14 protein-coding genes are annotated in these 15,341 nt (G+C 62.7%); 6 read left to right on the forward strand and 8 right to left on the reverse strand.

Going from position 1 to position 15,341, the window contains the following annotated elements; translation table 11 throughout:
- The first annotated feature begins 74 nt into the window (after positions 1-74).
- Positions 75-1,067 (forward strand): ligase-associated DNA damage response exonuclease, encoded by a 993-nt coding sequence (locus FHS54_RS07945; RefSeq protein ID WP_167303249.1) that lies wholly within the window; start codon positions 75-77, stop codon positions 1,065-1,067.
- A 61-nt stretch (positions 1,068-1,128) separates the two neighbouring features.
- Positions 1,129-2,727 carry a cisplatin damage response ATP-dependent DNA ligase gene (locus FHS54_RS07950; RefSeq protein ID WP_167303250.1) on the forward strand — a complete coding sequence of 533 codons (1,599 nt, stop codon included), beginning with the start codon at positions 1,129-1,131 and terminating at the stop codon, positions 2,725-2,727.
- A 13-nt stretch (positions 2,728-2,740) separates the two neighbouring features.
- Here the strand turns inward: FHS54_RS07950 and FHS54_RS07955 are convergent, their stop codons facing one another.
- From FHS54_RS07955 to FHS54_RS07970, 4 genes are all read right to left on the reverse strand, one after another.
- The gene (locus tag FHS54_RS07955; protein WP_167303251.1) at positions 2,741-3,820 is read right to left on the reverse strand and encodes a nucleotidyltransferase family protein; all 1,080 of its coding nucleotides are present in this window, start codon (positions 3,818-3,820) and stop codon (positions 2,741-2,743) included.
- On the reverse strand, positions 3,807-4,910 hold the full coding sequence (locus tag FHS54_RS07960) for a phosphoenolpyruvate carboxykinase (ATP) (RefSeq protein WP_167303252.1): 1,104 nt from the start codon (positions 4,908-4,910) through the stop codon (positions 3,807-3,809). The genes FHS54_RS07955 and FHS54_RS07960 overlap by 14 nt, the downstream gene beginning before the upstream one ends.
- 35 nt (positions 4,911-4,945) lie before the next feature.
- Positions 4,946-5,233, reverse strand: a complete 288-nt coding sequence (locus FHS54_RS07965) for a hypothetical protein (RefSeq protein ID WP_167303253.1) — start codon at positions 5,231-5,233, stop codon at positions 4,946-4,948.
- 174 nt (positions 5,234-5,407) lie between these two features.
- Positions 5,408-6,082, reverse strand: a complete 675-nt coding sequence (locus FHS54_RS07970; RefSeq protein ID WP_167303254.1) for a DUF2726 domain-containing protein — start codon at positions 6,080-6,082, stop codon at positions 5,408-5,410.
- Positions 6,083-6,190: 108 nt separating this feature from the next.
- On the opposite strand from FHS54_RS07970, the gene FHS54_RS07975 reads away from it, so the two are divergent.
- From FHS54_RS07975 to FHS54_RS07990, 4 genes are all read left to right on the forward strand, one after another.
- The gene (locus FHS54_RS07975) at positions 6,191-6,538 is read left to right on the forward strand and encodes a GFA family protein (protein ID WP_167303255.1); all 348 of its coding nucleotides are present in this window, start codon (positions 6,191-6,193) and stop codon (positions 6,536-6,538) included.
- A gap of 200 nt (positions 6,539-6,738) precedes the next feature.
- Positions 6,739-7,944 (forward strand): saccharopine dehydrogenase family protein, encoded by a 1,206-nt coding sequence (locus FHS54_RS07980; protein WP_167303256.1) that lies wholly within the window; start codon positions 6,739-6,741, stop codon positions 7,942-7,944.
- Positions 7,945-8,066: 122 nt separating this feature from the next.
- Entirely contained in the window at positions 8,067-9,239 is a 1,173-nt protein-coding gene (locus tag FHS54_RS07985; RefSeq protein WP_167303257.1) for a carboxynorspermidine decarboxylase, read from the forward strand.
- Between the two features lie 148 nt (positions 9,240-9,387).
- Positions 9,388-10,578: a type III PLP-dependent enzyme gene (locus tag FHS54_RS07990; protein WP_167303258.1), complete on the forward strand. Its 1,191-nt coding sequence runs from the start codon at positions 9,388-9,390 to the stop codon at positions 10,576-10,578.
- Between the two features lie 65 nt (positions 10,579-10,643).
- Here the strand turns inward: FHS54_RS07990 and FHS54_RS07995 are convergent, their stop codons facing one another.
- From FHS54_RS07995 to ilvD, 4 genes are read right to left on the reverse strand one after another with little or no spacing between them, the layout of a single operon-like run.
- On the reverse strand, positions 10,644-11,852 hold the full coding sequence (locus tag FHS54_RS07995) for a class I SAM-dependent RNA methyltransferase (protein ID WP_167303259.1): 1,209 nt from the start codon (positions 11,850-11,852) through the stop codon (positions 10,644-10,646).
- Positions 11,849-13,240: an NAD(P)H-hydrate dehydratase gene (locus FHS54_RS08000; protein ID WP_167303260.1), complete on the reverse strand. Its 1,392-nt coding sequence runs from the start codon at positions 13,238-13,240 to the stop codon at positions 11,849-11,851. The genes FHS54_RS07995 and FHS54_RS08000 overlap by 4 nt, the downstream gene beginning before the upstream one ends.
- Complete coding sequence (locus FHS54_RS08005) at positions 13,237-13,626, reverse strand: hypothetical protein (protein ID WP_167303261.1); 390 nt, start codon at positions 13,624-13,626, stop codon at positions 13,237-13,239. Before FHS54_RS08005 ends, FHS54_RS08000 begins: the two co-directional genes overlap by 4 nt.
- Positions 13,607-15,328 carry a dihydroxy-acid dehydratase gene (ilvD, locus tag FHS54_RS08010; RefSeq protein WP_167303262.1) on the reverse strand — a complete coding sequence of 574 codons (1,722 nt, stop codon included), beginning with the start codon at positions 15,326-15,328 and terminating at the stop codon, positions 13,607-13,609. Before ilvD ends, FHS54_RS08005 begins: the two co-directional genes overlap by 20 nt.
- Positions 15,329-15,341 lie beyond the last annotated feature (13 nt).

Raw genomic sequence — 15,341 nt, forward strand, 5'->3', positions numbered from 1 at the left:
GGATGACGGTTCGGTTACGCCTTCATGAAGCCCCTCGCGGAACCTAAAGCCCCGCTCTCATCTTCTACACGAACATGCCTCACTGGATCGAACCACACCCGACCGGGATCTACGTCCGCCCCGCGGACGCCTGGATCGATCCATCCCAGCCCGCCGAACGCGCGCTCGTTACCCACGGCCATGCCGATCATGCGCGCGGCGGCCACGGCCATGTCTGGGCGACCCAGGAAACGCTCGCCATCATGGCGCTGCGCTACGGCACCGCCAGCGGCACGCCCGTCGCCTATGGAGAACAAGTCCGCATGGGTGGCGTGGACATATCCTACATCCCCGCAGGCCATGTCCTGGGTTCCGCGCAGATCCTGCTCGAACATGCGGGCGAGCGGGTGGTCGTCACCGGCGACTATAAGCGTCGCCCCGACCCCACCTGCAAGCCGTTCGAGCCAGTCCCCTGCGACATATTCGTCACCGAAGCGACCTTCGGCCTCCCCGTCTTCCGCCACCCCGACACCGGCAGCGAAGTCGATCGCCTGCTCACCGCGCTCCACGCCCATCCCGACCGCAGCGTCCTCGTCGGTGCCTATGCCCTGGGCAAGGCCCAGCGCCTCATCTGCGAAATACGCGCGCGCGGTCACCACGACCCCATCTACATCCACGGCGCGATGGAACGCATGTGCGCGCTCTACGCCGACTTCGGCATCGACCTCGGAGAACTCCGCCCCGCCACCGGCGTCCCGACCAAGGAAATGCGCGGCCACATCATCGTCTCGCCCCCCTCCGCCCTCAACGACCGCTGGAGCCGCCGCCTGCCCGACCCAATCACCGCCATGGCGTCAGGCTGGATGCGCGTCCGCCAGCGCGCCCGGCAAAAGAACGTCGAACTACCCCTCGTCATCTCCGACCATGCCGACTGGGACGAACTGACCAGCACCATCCGCGAAGTCGCTCCCACCGAAACCTGGATCACCCACGGCCGCGAAGAAGCCCTGCTCCACTGGTGCATGACCCACCAGATGCGCGCCCGCGCCCTGGAACTGGTAGGCCGCGAAGACGAGGACGAGGGTTGATGATCAACACACCACCCCCACCCCCGTTCGGGCTGAGCCTGTCGAAGCCCTTCCCTTATCTATGAGGCAATTCTCCCAACTCCTCGACGGCCTGGTCTACACCCGCTCCCGCAACGGCAAGCTGGACCTCATCGCCGCCTACATGCGCACCGCCCCAGACCCCGACCGAGGCTGGGCCCTCGCCACCCTCACCGGCAACCTCGACATCAAAGCCGTCAAAGCCTCCGCCATCGGCGAAATGATCCGCGCCCGCACCGACCCGGTCCTCTACGAAATGAGCCGAGACTATGTCGGCGACCTCGCCGAAACCGTCGCCCTCCTCTGGCCCAAGCGCGAAGATCAACCGCTGGAGATCGACGACGCCACCCTCACCCTCTCCGCCATCATCGACCGCCTGCACAGCGTCAGCCGCGCCGCCGCCGCCGATACCCTCGCGCAGATGATGGATCACCTCGACGCCTCAGGCCGCTTCGCCCTCCTGAAGCTCGCCACCGGAGGCCTTCGCGTCGGCATCTCCGCCCGCCTCGCCAAGACCGGCTTCGCCCAGGCCTTCAACCTCGACGTCGATGATGTGGAGGAATGCTGGCACGCCCTCTCCCCGCCCTACACCGCCCTGTTCGACTGGGCCGAAGGCAGGTCCGGCCGCCCCGACCCGGCTGGCACGCCCTTCTTCCGCCCCTTCATGCTCGCCCACCCGCTCGAAGCCGACAGCGTGGACCTGACCCACTATGCCGCCGAGTGGAAATGGGACGGCATCCGCATCCAGATCGTCGGCACCGGCACCGAAACCCGCCTCTACAGCCGCGCCGGAGACGACATCAGCGGCAGCTTCCCGGAGATCGCGCAAGCCTTCACCGCCCACGCGGTCCTCGACGGCGAACTCCTCGTCAAAGGCGAGCTTCAGGGCGCCGAAAAGCATGGAGGCTCTGCAGCCAGCTTCAACGCCCTCCAGCAACGCCTTGGCCGCAAAGCCGTAACCGCCAGGATGATGGCCGACTATCCCGCCTTCGTCCGCCTCTACGACATCCTCCTCCACGCCGACGAAGACCTCCGCCCCCTCCCCTGGGAGCAACGCCGCCCCCGCCTCGAAACCCTCGTCCCGACCCTCAACCCCGACCGCTTCGACATATCCGCCCTCATCACCGCCCCCGACTTCGAAACCCTCGCCGACATCCGCGCAGGCGCCCGCGACGCCGCCATCGAAGGCGTCATGCTAAAACGCCGGGACAGCCCCTATGTCGCCGGTCGCAAAGCCGCGCTCTGGTATAAATGGAAACGCGATCCCCTGACCGCCGACTGCGTGATGATGTACGCCCAGCGCGGCCACGGCAAACGCTCGTCCTTCTATTCGGACTACACTTTCGGCTGCTGGACGGAAGAGGGCGAACTGCTCCCAGTCGGCAAAGCCTATAGCGGCTTCACTGACGAGGAACTGAAATGGCTCGACCGCTTCGTCCGCACCAACACAGTCAACCGCTTCGGCCCGGTGCGCGAAGTAGAAAAGACACTGGTCCTCGAAGTCGCCTTCGACAGCATCCACGACAGCAAGCGCCACAAATCCGGCCTGGCCATGCGCTTCCCCCGCATCGCCCGGATCAGGCGCGACAAACCAGCGGCGGAGGCGGATACGGTGGAGGGGCTGCGGCAACTCATCAGCTAAAGCCGCGTACCACTCAAATCTTCCCCACTTCCCTCCAACTGAGCAACCGCGCCACGCTCCCCCGGCGGGGCAACCACGCGCGTCCGGTGGCCCTGCTGCTCGACGCGCCCCCACCCTTCGCCAGCCGCCATCGCCGACGCGCCGCCAGATATTGCGGGTCACACAGGGACAGCATCGTCAGCATCAGGGCGCTCACCGGCCAACGCACCTGGATCATGCGCCGCCAATATTGCAGCTGCGCCCGGATGTCGCGGATCATGGCATCGGGAACGCTCAGCCCCAGCAATTTATGCGCGGTCAACAACTGCGTCCTTGCCGCGCCCCGCGCATAGCCTGGCGGAAACAGCCGGTCCAAACTCTCCCATTCGGCAGGGCCGAACCCCGCCGCCAAAGACCGCATGTCCAGCATGTGACGAAGGTCGATCCGCCCCCTCAGATAATCCCTGCCCTTCAACTGGTCATGCAACAGCAAAATGGCCATGCTGCCCACCGGAGGGGGAAGGTGGGCAACACTGCCCGGCAGGCGGCACCGCGTCCCGCCCACGGTCAGGTCCGCATGACGAAAGCGCAACGTCGTCGCCCCGCCATATTCGCTATGCAGATCGATGGTCCCGGCATCTTCCGGGCGCAGCAGGACCAGCGGCACATCAGGGCGAACCGCCGCCGTTTCCGGCCTATACCCGGCCCGGACCAGCGCATCGACGACGTCATGAAATCCTTCTGGCGGCACCATCAGGTCCAGGTCGGTGAGCAGCCGGTCAGCCCGCTGTTCCTCCTTGGCTGCCGCCAGCCAGCCAGTGCCCTTGAGCAATATCGGCTCCACGCCCACCGCATTCATGATCGTGGCGGCTTCGTCCAATTGCAGCAAAAGCCGCCGGTTTCGCTCTCCATTACGAACGTGGACCTCCCGCAGGAACCGCTGCAGATCGGGCGGAAGGGCCGGAAATCGACCAGCCGCCTCCAGCTGGCTCGCCACCATCGGCGTGCACAATGAATGATTGGCCAGTTCGATGATGCCGGGCCAATCATCCTGTTGGGGAAGGTCGCCATCCAGACAGGCCAGCAGGCCCTGCAGCCGATCAAGCCGATTCATCGTCGCACAATCGCATCAACAGCGCGGACGCATCTTCCAACTGCCTATAATGCAACTGACGGCACTCCGCCGCCGCAACCGCCTGTATCATCACATCGAGCGCGCCGCGTTCCAGCCCCTCACCCTGTGAAGCCGCTTCGGCCAAAAGATGCTTGAGCGCCACTGCCGACGCCATCGGTTCCAGCCTTGCCGGGCCAGCATCCCCCCGGCGCAACTTGATGATCCAGCCAATCTCGACCAGCTCACTGTCCGCCATCTCGCGCGGCTTTGGAAATCGAACGCGCCTGCGGTCGGGCCGGACATGCACCGGCAATTGCGCCAGATCGTCGTAAACCGGCTCCAGCAGCTTCCACCCACCCGCCTTGACGGACGGCAGGAAAGCCAGCCCCTGCACCCGGCCATCGCTGTTGACGACCGTGATGTCATCGCCGCCATAGGCAAATCCCTGCCCCGTCAGCCATGACGTCAGGGTGGTCTTCCCCGCCCCCGGTTCTCCCAGGATCAACAGCGCCTTGCCGTTTCGATGCAGGCAACCGGCATGCAGTGCCATCAGCCATCGCTGATCTTTCAGAATATCGTCGGCAATCCTGGCCTTGATGACAGGCCCGACCTGCGCAGGCCGCATGACCGATGCCGGTTCGCCATTGCGGCTCAGGCACGCCAATCCGTCATCCTGCCATAGCTCATAAATGACGCTGGCGGACGCATCCTCCGCTTCCAGATGAGCAAAAAGCGGCGCCACACACGCCGCCAGACTCTCCGCATGATAGCGCAAGGCAAAGCCAATGCCGCCGATCGAAATGCGCTGGATAAACAGAGGCCGCGACGATGGCGGCGGGTCACAGGCATTGACCAGCCCCTGCAGCGACCAGTTGGCCAACTCGGTGCGCAGCATCGCCCTTGGTTCGGCAAAGCCACGTTCCAACACTTCCTGCGCCAGCTGCTTGAACGGAATGCCGTCTTCCAGGCGGCAGCCGATATAACCGGCGATCTGGTTCATCCCCAGAAGCGCCTGCCTGCCGGGCGAAAAGATCAGCGGCTGCCCGTCGATGAAGACAATGGATGTGCCCTGTGAAAGACGCAGCATCATCTCCACCGCTCAGCAGGCCGCCCCCATGATCGCGCTCAGATCTTGTTGCGCCTGCCCGGATTGCCCGGACCGGTGCCCGGACCATCGTTGATCGGCGGGTTGCCGGGCGGTTGTGGATCGGGACCATTGCCCACGCCGTTATTGCCCTTCGGACCACCACCGCCACCACCGCCGCCTGCGGACTTGGCGATCGCTTCCGACGACAGCGACGTCGACAACAATATGGTGACAGCCGGGGGAACGGTCACGGCGAACCGCCCGCAAGTCTTCAGGAAATCGCGCCTGTCTTCCGCGCCTGAAATCTGGTTGGGATCCTCTGGCAAGGCAGCCTCCTTCGCATGATAGAAGGCGAAACTATCACGCTGCCATCAGGGCACGCACTGCAATCACGGAGTATGTCTTTAGCCATAAACCAGCGAAAAACGGCTTTGGTCATAACCCATTAGACCTAGTCTGGCTGCCCTCGCTGTTGGCCGTTGCGCCGGGCAATTAAGCAGCTAGGCGGCAGGCGGCGCTGGTTTTACTTTATGCACGTTGGCCAGCTTACGAACCATATCGCGCACCTCCGCTGGCGTGTTCCCGCTAACGACTTCCACATAGCCGATACCGGCGCGACGCAATGCTTCCTTCTTTATGGCATCGCGAGCGGCGGTTTCCGGGCTCCCGTGATGTCCCGTACCTTGAAACTCCACGGCATGTAACGGTCGGCAATCCCGGTCAACAATCAACAAATCGACTCGCTTGGCATTGATTGCCCAAAAAGCGTCTTTATCCCGGCTATAAAGAATTTCGCCCAAGGACACCTGGCCCATTGCGCGCCATCCGGGGCACTCGTCCGCAAGCACTTGGTCAATACAATCAAGTAAACGGCGTTCCGGTTTGTTCAGTAACGCTCGCGATTGAAAATCTGCATTCATGACCACTTTCAGTTGCTCCGCCGCCACTTGAGTTGAATCCCGCGATTGGGCAGTTTCGACTGAAGATACGGAGGTAAATCGGGTTCTTGAGGTGATTTTCTTAGCGGAATTTCGCCCACGCCAATATGCCCGGCGCTTTTCCCGGTCTGCGGCAGCGAATGCCTTTTCAAAAGCGATGCCGATTATAGCGCCGACTGCCAAAACGACGAAAAGCGTGATTGGCATATCGAGCATTGCGTCGAGTTCTTTTAGCATGACACCCCAAGGTCGATCTGGCGCAAGAATGACGTTATTATGATTGCTGCGTCAATGACCGAGCTATGCCACGGAAGTTACTGGTCAACACCGCCAAAGGATACTCCCATGCCCTATACCGGAAGCTGCCACTGCGGCGCAGTCACCTACACCGTCGTCGCCGACGCCCCCACGCAGGCCATGTCCTGCAACTGCTCCCATTGCCGCCGCAAGGGCTTCCTCCTCACCTTCGTCCCCGCCGACCAGTTCACCCTCGACAGCGGCGCGGACCAGTTGACCGACTATCATTTCCACAAACACAACATCACGCACCGCTTCTGCAGTATCTGCGGCACGCAATCCTTCGCGGAAGGCAACTCCCCGGACGGGCCAGTCCGCGCCATCAACCTGCGCTGCGTGCCGGATGTCGACATCGACGCGCTCACCATAAACAAGGTCGACGGCGCGAGCTTCTAAGCACAAGCTAAATGGATCAAGACCACCCCACCTCCGTTCGGGCTGAGCTAGTCGAAGCCCTTTCCTTTCTTAACGGAGGTGAAGCCCTTCGACAGGCACAGGCCGAACGGAAGGTGACAGACTGACTTTGCGCTGTAACGCGCAGCCCCTATATGGGCGCTTTCGCGCGGGCCGCGCGCTATAGTCATGGAGCAGTGGAATTGAGCAAGGTTCTGGTCATCGGCGCAGGCGGCGTCGGGTCTGTCGCGGTTCACAAGATGGCCATGAATGCTGACATTTTCAGCCACATCACCCTTGCCAGCCGCCGCCTCATCAGCTGCGAAAAGGTCGCCGAATCGGTGAAGGCCCGCACCGGCGTCACCATCGACGTGGCGCAGGTGGATGCCGACGACGTCGCCGCCACCATCGCCCTGATCGAACAGGTTCAGCCCAAGCTCGTCGTCAATCTGGCCCTGCCCTATCAGGACCTCAACATCATGGACGCCTGCCTGGCGACCAAGGTCGATTATCTCGACACCGCCAATTACGAGCCGCGCGACACCCCCAAGTTCGAATATGGCTGGCAGTGGGCCTATCAGGACCGTTTCAAGGAAGCAGGCATCATGGCCCTGCTCGGCTCCGGCTTCGACCCCGGCGTCACCAGCGTCTTTGCGTCCTACATCAAGAAGCATCTGCTCGACCGGATCGACACGCTCGACATTCTCGACTGCAATGGCGGCGACCATGGCCAGCATTTCGCCACCAACTTCAACCCGGAAATCAACATCCGCGAAGTCACCGCCCCCTCGCGCCATTGGGAAGGCGGCAAGTGGGTCGAAGGCCCGGCGCTCAAGCACAAGCAGGCGTTCAACTTCGACCAGGTCGGCGAAAAGAACATGTACCTCATGTATCATGAGGAGTTGGAAAGCCTCGCCAAATTCTACCCTGAAATCAAGCGCATCCGCTTCTGGATGACCTTCGGCGACGCTTATTTGAAGCATCTCGAAGTGCTCCAGAATGTCGGCATGACCCGCATCGACCCGGTGATGTACGAAGGCAAGGAGATCATTCCCCTCCAGTTCCTCAAAGCCGTCCTCCCCGAACCGTCGAGCCTCGGCTCCACGACCAAGGGCAAGACCAACATCGGCGACATCGCAACCGGCGAAAAGGACGGCCAGCAAAAGACCGTCTATCTCTATCAGGTCTGCGACCATGAAGACGCCTATGCCGAAACCGGCAATCAGGCGGTCAGCTACACCACCGGCGTCCCCGCGATGATCGGCGCCGCCATGATGCTGACCGGCGCATGGAAGGGAGAGGGTGTGTTCAACATCGAACAGTTCGATCCCGACCCCTTCATGGACATGCTGAACAAGCACGGCCTGCCCTGGCAGGTAAAGGAACTGGAAAAGCCGCTGGACTTCTGACGACCCTCCAGGATCGCCACCCCAGCGCCCCCACCTCCGTTCGGGCTGAGCCTGTCGAAGCCCTTCACTTTCTCCAAAGTATAGCCGCACCTATACAGGCTCAGGGCGGCGGGGATGGACTTATGGAAACCAAAGCCGGCGACCCCGCCGCCTTCGCGCATTTCGACCTGAACCGCGTCGCCTCGCCCGCCTTCGTGGTGGACGAGGCCGCGATCCGCCGCAACCTCGCCATCTTGGCCGACATCCGCGACCGCGCGGGCATCAAGGTGCTGGGCGCGCTCAAGGCCTTCTCCATGTGGTCGCTCGGCCCCGTAGTGGCGGAATATCTCGACGGCGTCTGCGCCTCCGGCATCTATGAAGCCCGTCTGGGCCGCGAAGAATATGGCGGAGAAGTCGCAACCTACTGCGCCGCTTACAAAGCCGAAGACCTGGCCGAAATCCTCAAAATCTCCGACCATGTCATCTTCAACAGCCCCGGCCAGATCACGCGTATGGCGAGCGTCATCGAAGCCGCCCGCGCCGCCGGGCACGTCTTCGACATCGGCCTGCGCATCAACCCCCTCCACGCAGAAGGGGAAGTCGCGAAATACGACCCCTGCCAGCCCCACAGCCGCCTCGGCTTCCCCATCGACCAACTCCGCGCAGAACATCTGGAGGGCATCCACGGCCTCCACATGCACTCCTTGTGCGAACAGGACTTCCTCCCCCTGGAACGCACCTGGGCCGCGATAGAATCACGCATAATGCCGCACGTTAACTCATTGAAATGGCTTAACTTTGGCGGCGGACACCACATCACCCGCGCCGATTACCAACGCGATTCAATTGTAGCTTTCCTTCTTGCAATCAAATCCAAAACCGGCCTCCAACTCTACCTAGAACCCGGCGAAGCCATGGCCCTCGACGCCGGAATCCTCATCGGCGAAATCCTAGACGTCATCGACAATGGCATGCCAGTCGCCATCACCGATATCTCCGCCACCTGCCACATGCCCGACGTGATCGAAGCCCCCTACCGCCCCGCCATGCTCAACGAAGAAACGGAAGGCCCCGCCACCAGACTCGGCGGCCCCTCCTGCCTCGCAGGCGACATCATCGGCGACTATCGAGTCCCCGGCGGCGCGACTCCGGGACAGCGGATCGCCTTCCTCGATCAGGCTCACTACTCAATGGTGAAGACCAACACCTTCAACGGCGTACCACTACCGGACATCTGGCTGTGGAACTCTGAAACCGACGAGCTCAAGCAAATCCGCCAGTTTTCGTACGAGGATTTCAAGTCCCGTCTCTCCTGAGGCACATCCTGCAGATGCGCGCGCAACAAAATTTGCACATGCGCTTTACAGGGCGGACCCCTACGCATATATCGCCGTTCCGCTGCCCCATGGGACTTCCACCGCAAGGCAGCTTTAATGCCCTGAACTACACTGGAGGTCCCTTGAGTTGCACAAGCACCATAGCGCGCTGGGGGTAGCGACCGCCCTCAAACCGGCAGCACCGGTAACGCTGATACGCCCGCAGGCTGCGGCCCGCGCCGCTCGATTCTTCGCTGAGAAGTTTCCGGGGCGCTCGCTCTATGCCGTAAAGGCTAACCCTTCGCCGGACTTGCTCCGGACCTTGTGGGACAGCGGAATCACGCATTATGATGTAGCTTCGATCGCCGAGGTCCGCCTCGTCGCCGAAACGCTGCCCGACGCCAAGCTGTGCTTCATGCACCCCGTGAAGGCTGAGGAAGCAATCGCGGAGGCTTACCACACTCACGGCGTGCGCACCTTCTCGCTCGACACGATCGATGAGCTGGAAAAGATCCTGCGCGCCACCTGTGACGCCACCGATCTGGAACTCTGCGTTCGTTTGCGGGTCTCGTCCGAACATTCGGAACTCAGCCTCGCATCCAAGTTCGGCGTTGAACTCGGCGAAACCCGCGAATTACTGATGGCCACTCGTCAGGCAGCGGATGCGCTCGGCATCTGCTTCCATGTCGGTAGCCAGGCGATGAGCCCGCAGGCTTATAGCGATGCGATCGAGCGCGTCCGCGCTGCCATCGTCGATGCAGCCGTTACGGTGGATATCATCGACGTCGGCGGCGGCTTCCCATCGGTATATCCAGGCATGGAACCGCCAGCGCTGGAGGCTTATTTCGACGCCATTTATCGTGGCTTCGAAAGCCTGCCGATCAGCTATTCCGCAGAACTATGGTGCGAGCCCGGTCGCGCGCTGTCGGCAGAGTATAGTTCCGTCATTGTCCGCGTCGAACGTCGCCGGGGCAGGGAGCTTTACATCAACGACGGTGCCTATGGCGCGCTGTTCGATGCCGCGCATATCGGCTGGCGTTTCCCGGTGGCGTTGCTGCGCCACGATGAAAGCGAAGCGGAACTGACCGGCTTTTCCTTCTACGGCCCGACCTGCGACGACATGGACCATATGGTTGGCCCATTCATGCTGCCCGATGACGTGCAGGCGGGTGATTATGTCGAAATCGGGATGCTGGGCGCCTATGGCGCGGCAATGCGCACCGGTTTCAACGGCTTCACGTCGGAGGCGGTTGTCGAGGTGGAAGATGAGCCGATGGCCAGCCTCTATGCCGACCCCGTTCCCGCGCGCCGTCGCGCAACTGTCATCAAGCTGGGCTAAAAGGCTCAAGCTCCCCTTTGGAGAGGGTGCCTATCCCTCGCCGTAACAACGGCGGGGGACAAATTTTATCCGCGCCGGAAAATCCCGACCAGTTCGACATGTGTCGACCAGCGGAACTGCCCCACCGGCTTCACGCTATCCAGATAGTATCCCCCTGCTACCAAGTGGGCTGCATCACGCGCGAAGCTGGCCGGATTACATGAAACATAGGCAATGGTCGGTACGGTCGAGGCGGCGAGTTGCATCACCTGCTCGCGCGCGCCCGCTCTCGGCGGATCGATAACGATGGCAGCGAAGCGGTTAAGCTCGTCCGGCGACAGCGGACGACGGAACAGGTCGCGATGATCTACAGCCAGTCGCCTCTGCGCCCGGTTGGCGGCTGCCTTGAGCGACAGGACCAAATCACGGGCACCCTCCGCCGCATAGACCGGACGCGCCTCTCCCAAAGCCAGCGCAAAGGTGCCGAGGCCGCAGAATAAATCGGCGATTGCGTCCTGCGGTGGCAATGCCTGACGCACCGTCTCAACCAGGGCCGCTTCGCCATCGGGCGTGGCCTGAAGGAAAGCAAAAGGCGGGAAGGCTACGGCGACGCCGCCGAAACGAACCGTCACCGGCTCTGGCTCCCAGCGCGCTTGCCGGCCCTCCCCCTCGTCGATCGTAAGACGCGCGAGTTGATGGGACGACGCGAAATCCAGCAGTGCCTCGTCAGCGGCCAGCCCCTCAACCCGAACACCCTCCAGCAACAGGTCGATGCCTTGATCGACCAGCGACATACGCACATGCGCCGCCCGCTTGTCCGGCAACAACAGTCCCAGCAGCGACCGCAACGGCGCGATCAATGCGAATAGCCGCGGGTCCAGAACCTCGCACATGCTGAGGTCGATCAGCGTGTGGCTGCCCGATTCTGCGAAACCGATAGTGACTTTCCGGCCTAACCGTGCTGCCCGCAGCGATGCCCGCCTCCTCGTGCGAGGGGGAGAGACGTGCGGCGCGAGCACGATTGCTGGTTCCACCCCCTGTCCTGCCAGCGCACCAGTGACGCGCGCTGTGACAAAATCATCAAGGCTGGCTTCGTCCAAATGCTGAAGTTCGCACCCGCCACAGGCCGGGAAATGGATGCAAGGCGGATCAACATGATGCGGCCCGCGCTGCAGCACGCCGTCGGGAGACAGCCGATCTCCTGGAGCAGCCAGCGCCACATGCCGTCCATCCGCGGTCACACCATCGCCCTTGGCGGCGATGCGGAGGATGATGTCATTATCGGTCGGAGTCACAAGCGACTGGCGATAACGGCTGGGAATTGCATGATCAGATCGTCGGCGATGAACGCGGCCCCTGCGCGCCGTGCAGCATCCCCGTGCAGCCACACCGCCTCGCAGGCTGCCCGGAATGGGTCGCCGGTCACGGCCAGCCGACCGGCCACCAGCCCCGCCAGAACGTCGCCGGTGCCTGCGGTAGAAAGCCAGGATGACGCCCCAGTGGCAACGGCGGCCCGGCCATCCGGAGCGGCAATCACGCAGTCCGCGCCCTTGTAGATGATCACCGCGCCGGACCGTCGCGCCGCTTTCAGCGCCTTGTCGATCTTACTGCCGGGCAGGTCGCCGAACAGGCGCACAAATTCTCCCTCATGCGGGGTCAAGATGGAACCCGCAGGAACAGCCGAGGCGTTTTCCTCGCCCAGCAGCGTCAGCGCGTCAGCATCCAGCACGAGCGGACGACCGCAAGTCAGCACCGAAGCCAGCCGGGCCCTGGCCCTATCATCCCGACCCAACCCCGGCCCAGCGACGACCGCAGCCAACCGCTGATCGCTCAGCAGGGCAGTAACTTCATCTGCTTCGTCACCCTGAAGCGCGACGATGGCATCGGGACCGCCTATTGGCGATTCCAGCCCGATGTGACGCACCATCCCCGCGCCCGATCGCGCTGCCGCATGGCTGGCGAGGCGGCTCGCTCCCGCCATCGCACCGCCCACAATAGCGACCAACCCACGACTATATTTATGCGCGGCGGCTGCGGGTATGGCTAGTGCGGGAGGCTCCAGCCGACATATCCTGTCCGGCGCTTCAGTCCCGATGTCGGCGCATAGCAGCCGTTCAAAACATCCGGCGGCGGGGTATAGCAGATGCGCGGGTTTAAGCGCTCCCAACGCGATGCATATGCCAAAGGCCGGGACCCGCGACAGCAGCGCACCGCTATCCGTCTCCACGCCGCTCGGCAGGTCGATCGCATAGCTGAAGCTGGCCTGGGCGGTCAGCATAGCCAGTTGATCCGCTACCGCCGTATCAAGGCCGCGTGAAAGGCCAGTGCCGAACAGGGCATCGACCATCTGGGTGGCTGGAGCCGCATCCGCCAGCGGTTCGATCGGCCCGTTCCAGGCTGCGCGCGCTGTGCGGCTCGATTCGGTGCGACTTTCGCCCAGCGCCGCCACGCGCACTGGCACGCCGCGAGCGCGCAGCAGCCGGGCAATGACAAAGCCGTCGCCGCCATTATTACCCGGCCCGCACAGCACCAGCAGATCGCGTTTAGCGCCCGCGCGCCAGATGATCTCCGCCGCCGCCGCGCCAGCCCTTTCCATCAGGGCATATTCTGTCACGCCAGCCGCCATGGCGACCTGTTCCGCGTCACGCATTTGCGCTGCGGTCAGGACCGAAGCGAGTGTCACGGTTGCGCCGCCGCCATCGTCGCGGGCAGGTGATAGCGGTCTTCACCGACGCTGAGTTCGATTTGATCCTTGCCCGTCACCGTCACTGTCGCTTGTTCGGCACCATCGGCCGCAACCAGACCGCGTCCATCCTTCACCACATGAAAGCGGCGGAAACCGCCATCGGGATGACGCACTGTCACCAGATCGCCAGTGCGCTCGACCGGACAGCTCCGGCTCCAGTCAGCCGCCACCCCTATGGCGCAGTCAGCTATCCCACCCGTGCTGCTCGCCAAGCTGGACGTCGGTTGCTGGTCCGCCGCCGTTCCACCACTACCATCGCAGCCAGCCAAGGCGAGGCACAGAAGCCCCGCCCCCGCCAAAGCTTTAGATATCCGCATAAACATGGGTTTCGGCCTTGGCTCCGGGATGCGTCACCGCTCCCTTGTAGGCTGGCCCCACATTCTGCGCATAGCGCCAAAGCGCACCCGCCTGATAATCATTCTGCCGGGGCGCCCATGCCTTGCGACGCTCCGCCAAGACCGCCTCATCGACCCTAAGGTCGATCGTGCCTGCTTCAGCATCGATGGCGATGATGTCGCCATTTTCTACCAATGCGATCGGCCCGCCTTCGGCCGCCTCCGGGCCGACATGGCCGATGCAGAAGCCGCGCGTCGCGCCGGAGAAGCGCCCGTCGGTGATCAGCGCCACCTTCTCACCCATGCCCTGGCCATAAAGTGCTGCGGTGGTCGACAACATCTCACGCATGCCCGGCCCACCCTTGGGGCCTTCATAACGGATGACGATGACCGATCCTTCGGCGATGTCGCGCGATTCCACGGCGACGAAGGCCTCCTCTTCGCAGTCGAAAACCCGCGCAGGCCCTTCGAATTGAAGGCGGTGCATGCCCGCGACCTTCACGATCGCGCCATTGGGCGCCAACGATCCCTTGAGGCCCACGACGCCGCCGGTCGGCGTGATCGGCGACTTCACGTCGTAAATGACCTTCTGTTCCGGGTTCCAGGTCACTTCATCGATATTCTCGGCAATCGTCTTGCCGGTAACGGTCATGCAGTCACCATGCAGCAAGCCGTTGTCGAACAGCGTCTTCATCAGCATGTAGATGCCGCCCGCGTCGTACATATCCTTGGCAACATATTTGCCGCCCGGCTTCAGGTCAGCGATATAAGGCGTCGATTTGAAGATAGCGGCAACGTCGAACAGGTCGAAATCGATGCCGCACTCGTTCGCCATAGCGGGCAAATGCAGCGCACCATTGGTCGATCCGCCCGTCGCCGCGACGATGCGCGCCGCGTTCTCAAAAGCTTCGCGGGTGCAGATGTCGCGTGGACGGATATTCTTCGCCAGCAGTTCCATCACCTGACGCCCCGCCGCGACTGCCACGTCCTCACGGCTTTTGTAAGGGGCAGGCGCCATATTGCTGTTGGGCAAGGACAAACCGATTGCTTCGCCGACACATGCCATGGTGTTCGCGGTATACTGTCCGCCGCATGCGCCGTGACCGGGACATGCGACCTTCTCCAGCGCAATCACATCCTTCAGCGGACAAGCGCCCGCCGCATATTTGCCGACCACTTCGAACACATCGACGACAGTGACGTCGCGATTCTCGAACCGGCCCGGCAGGATCGACCCACCATAAACGAAGATCGACGGAACATTCAGGCGCAGCATCGCCATCATCATGCCCGGCAGGGATTTGTCGCAACCGGCAAAGGTGACGAGCGCGTCATAGCAGTGGCCGCGCACCGACAGTTCCACCGAATCCGCAATAACCTCACGGCTGGCGAGCGAGCTTTTCATGCCCTGATGCCCCATGGCGATGCCATCGGTCACCGTGATGGTGTTGAACCGGCGCGGCATCCCCCCCGCTTCGTTCACACCCTGACGACACCAGTCGGCCTGCATGTCCAGCGTGGTGTTGCACGGCGCGCTGTCATTGCCTGCAGACGCAATGCCTACGAAGGGTCGGCTAATCTCTTCCTCTGTGAGGCCCATCGCATAATAATAGCTGCGATGCGGTGCCCGCTCTGGACCAACCGAGACATGACGGCTCGGCAGTTTCGACTTATCGAACGTATGAGACATAAACCTACCCTTC

Source organism: Sphingobium vermicomposti (assembly GCF_011762025.1).
GTDB lineage: Bacteria > Pseudomonadota > Alphaproteobacteria > Sphingomonadales > Sphingomonadaceae > Sphingobium > Sphingobium vermicomposti.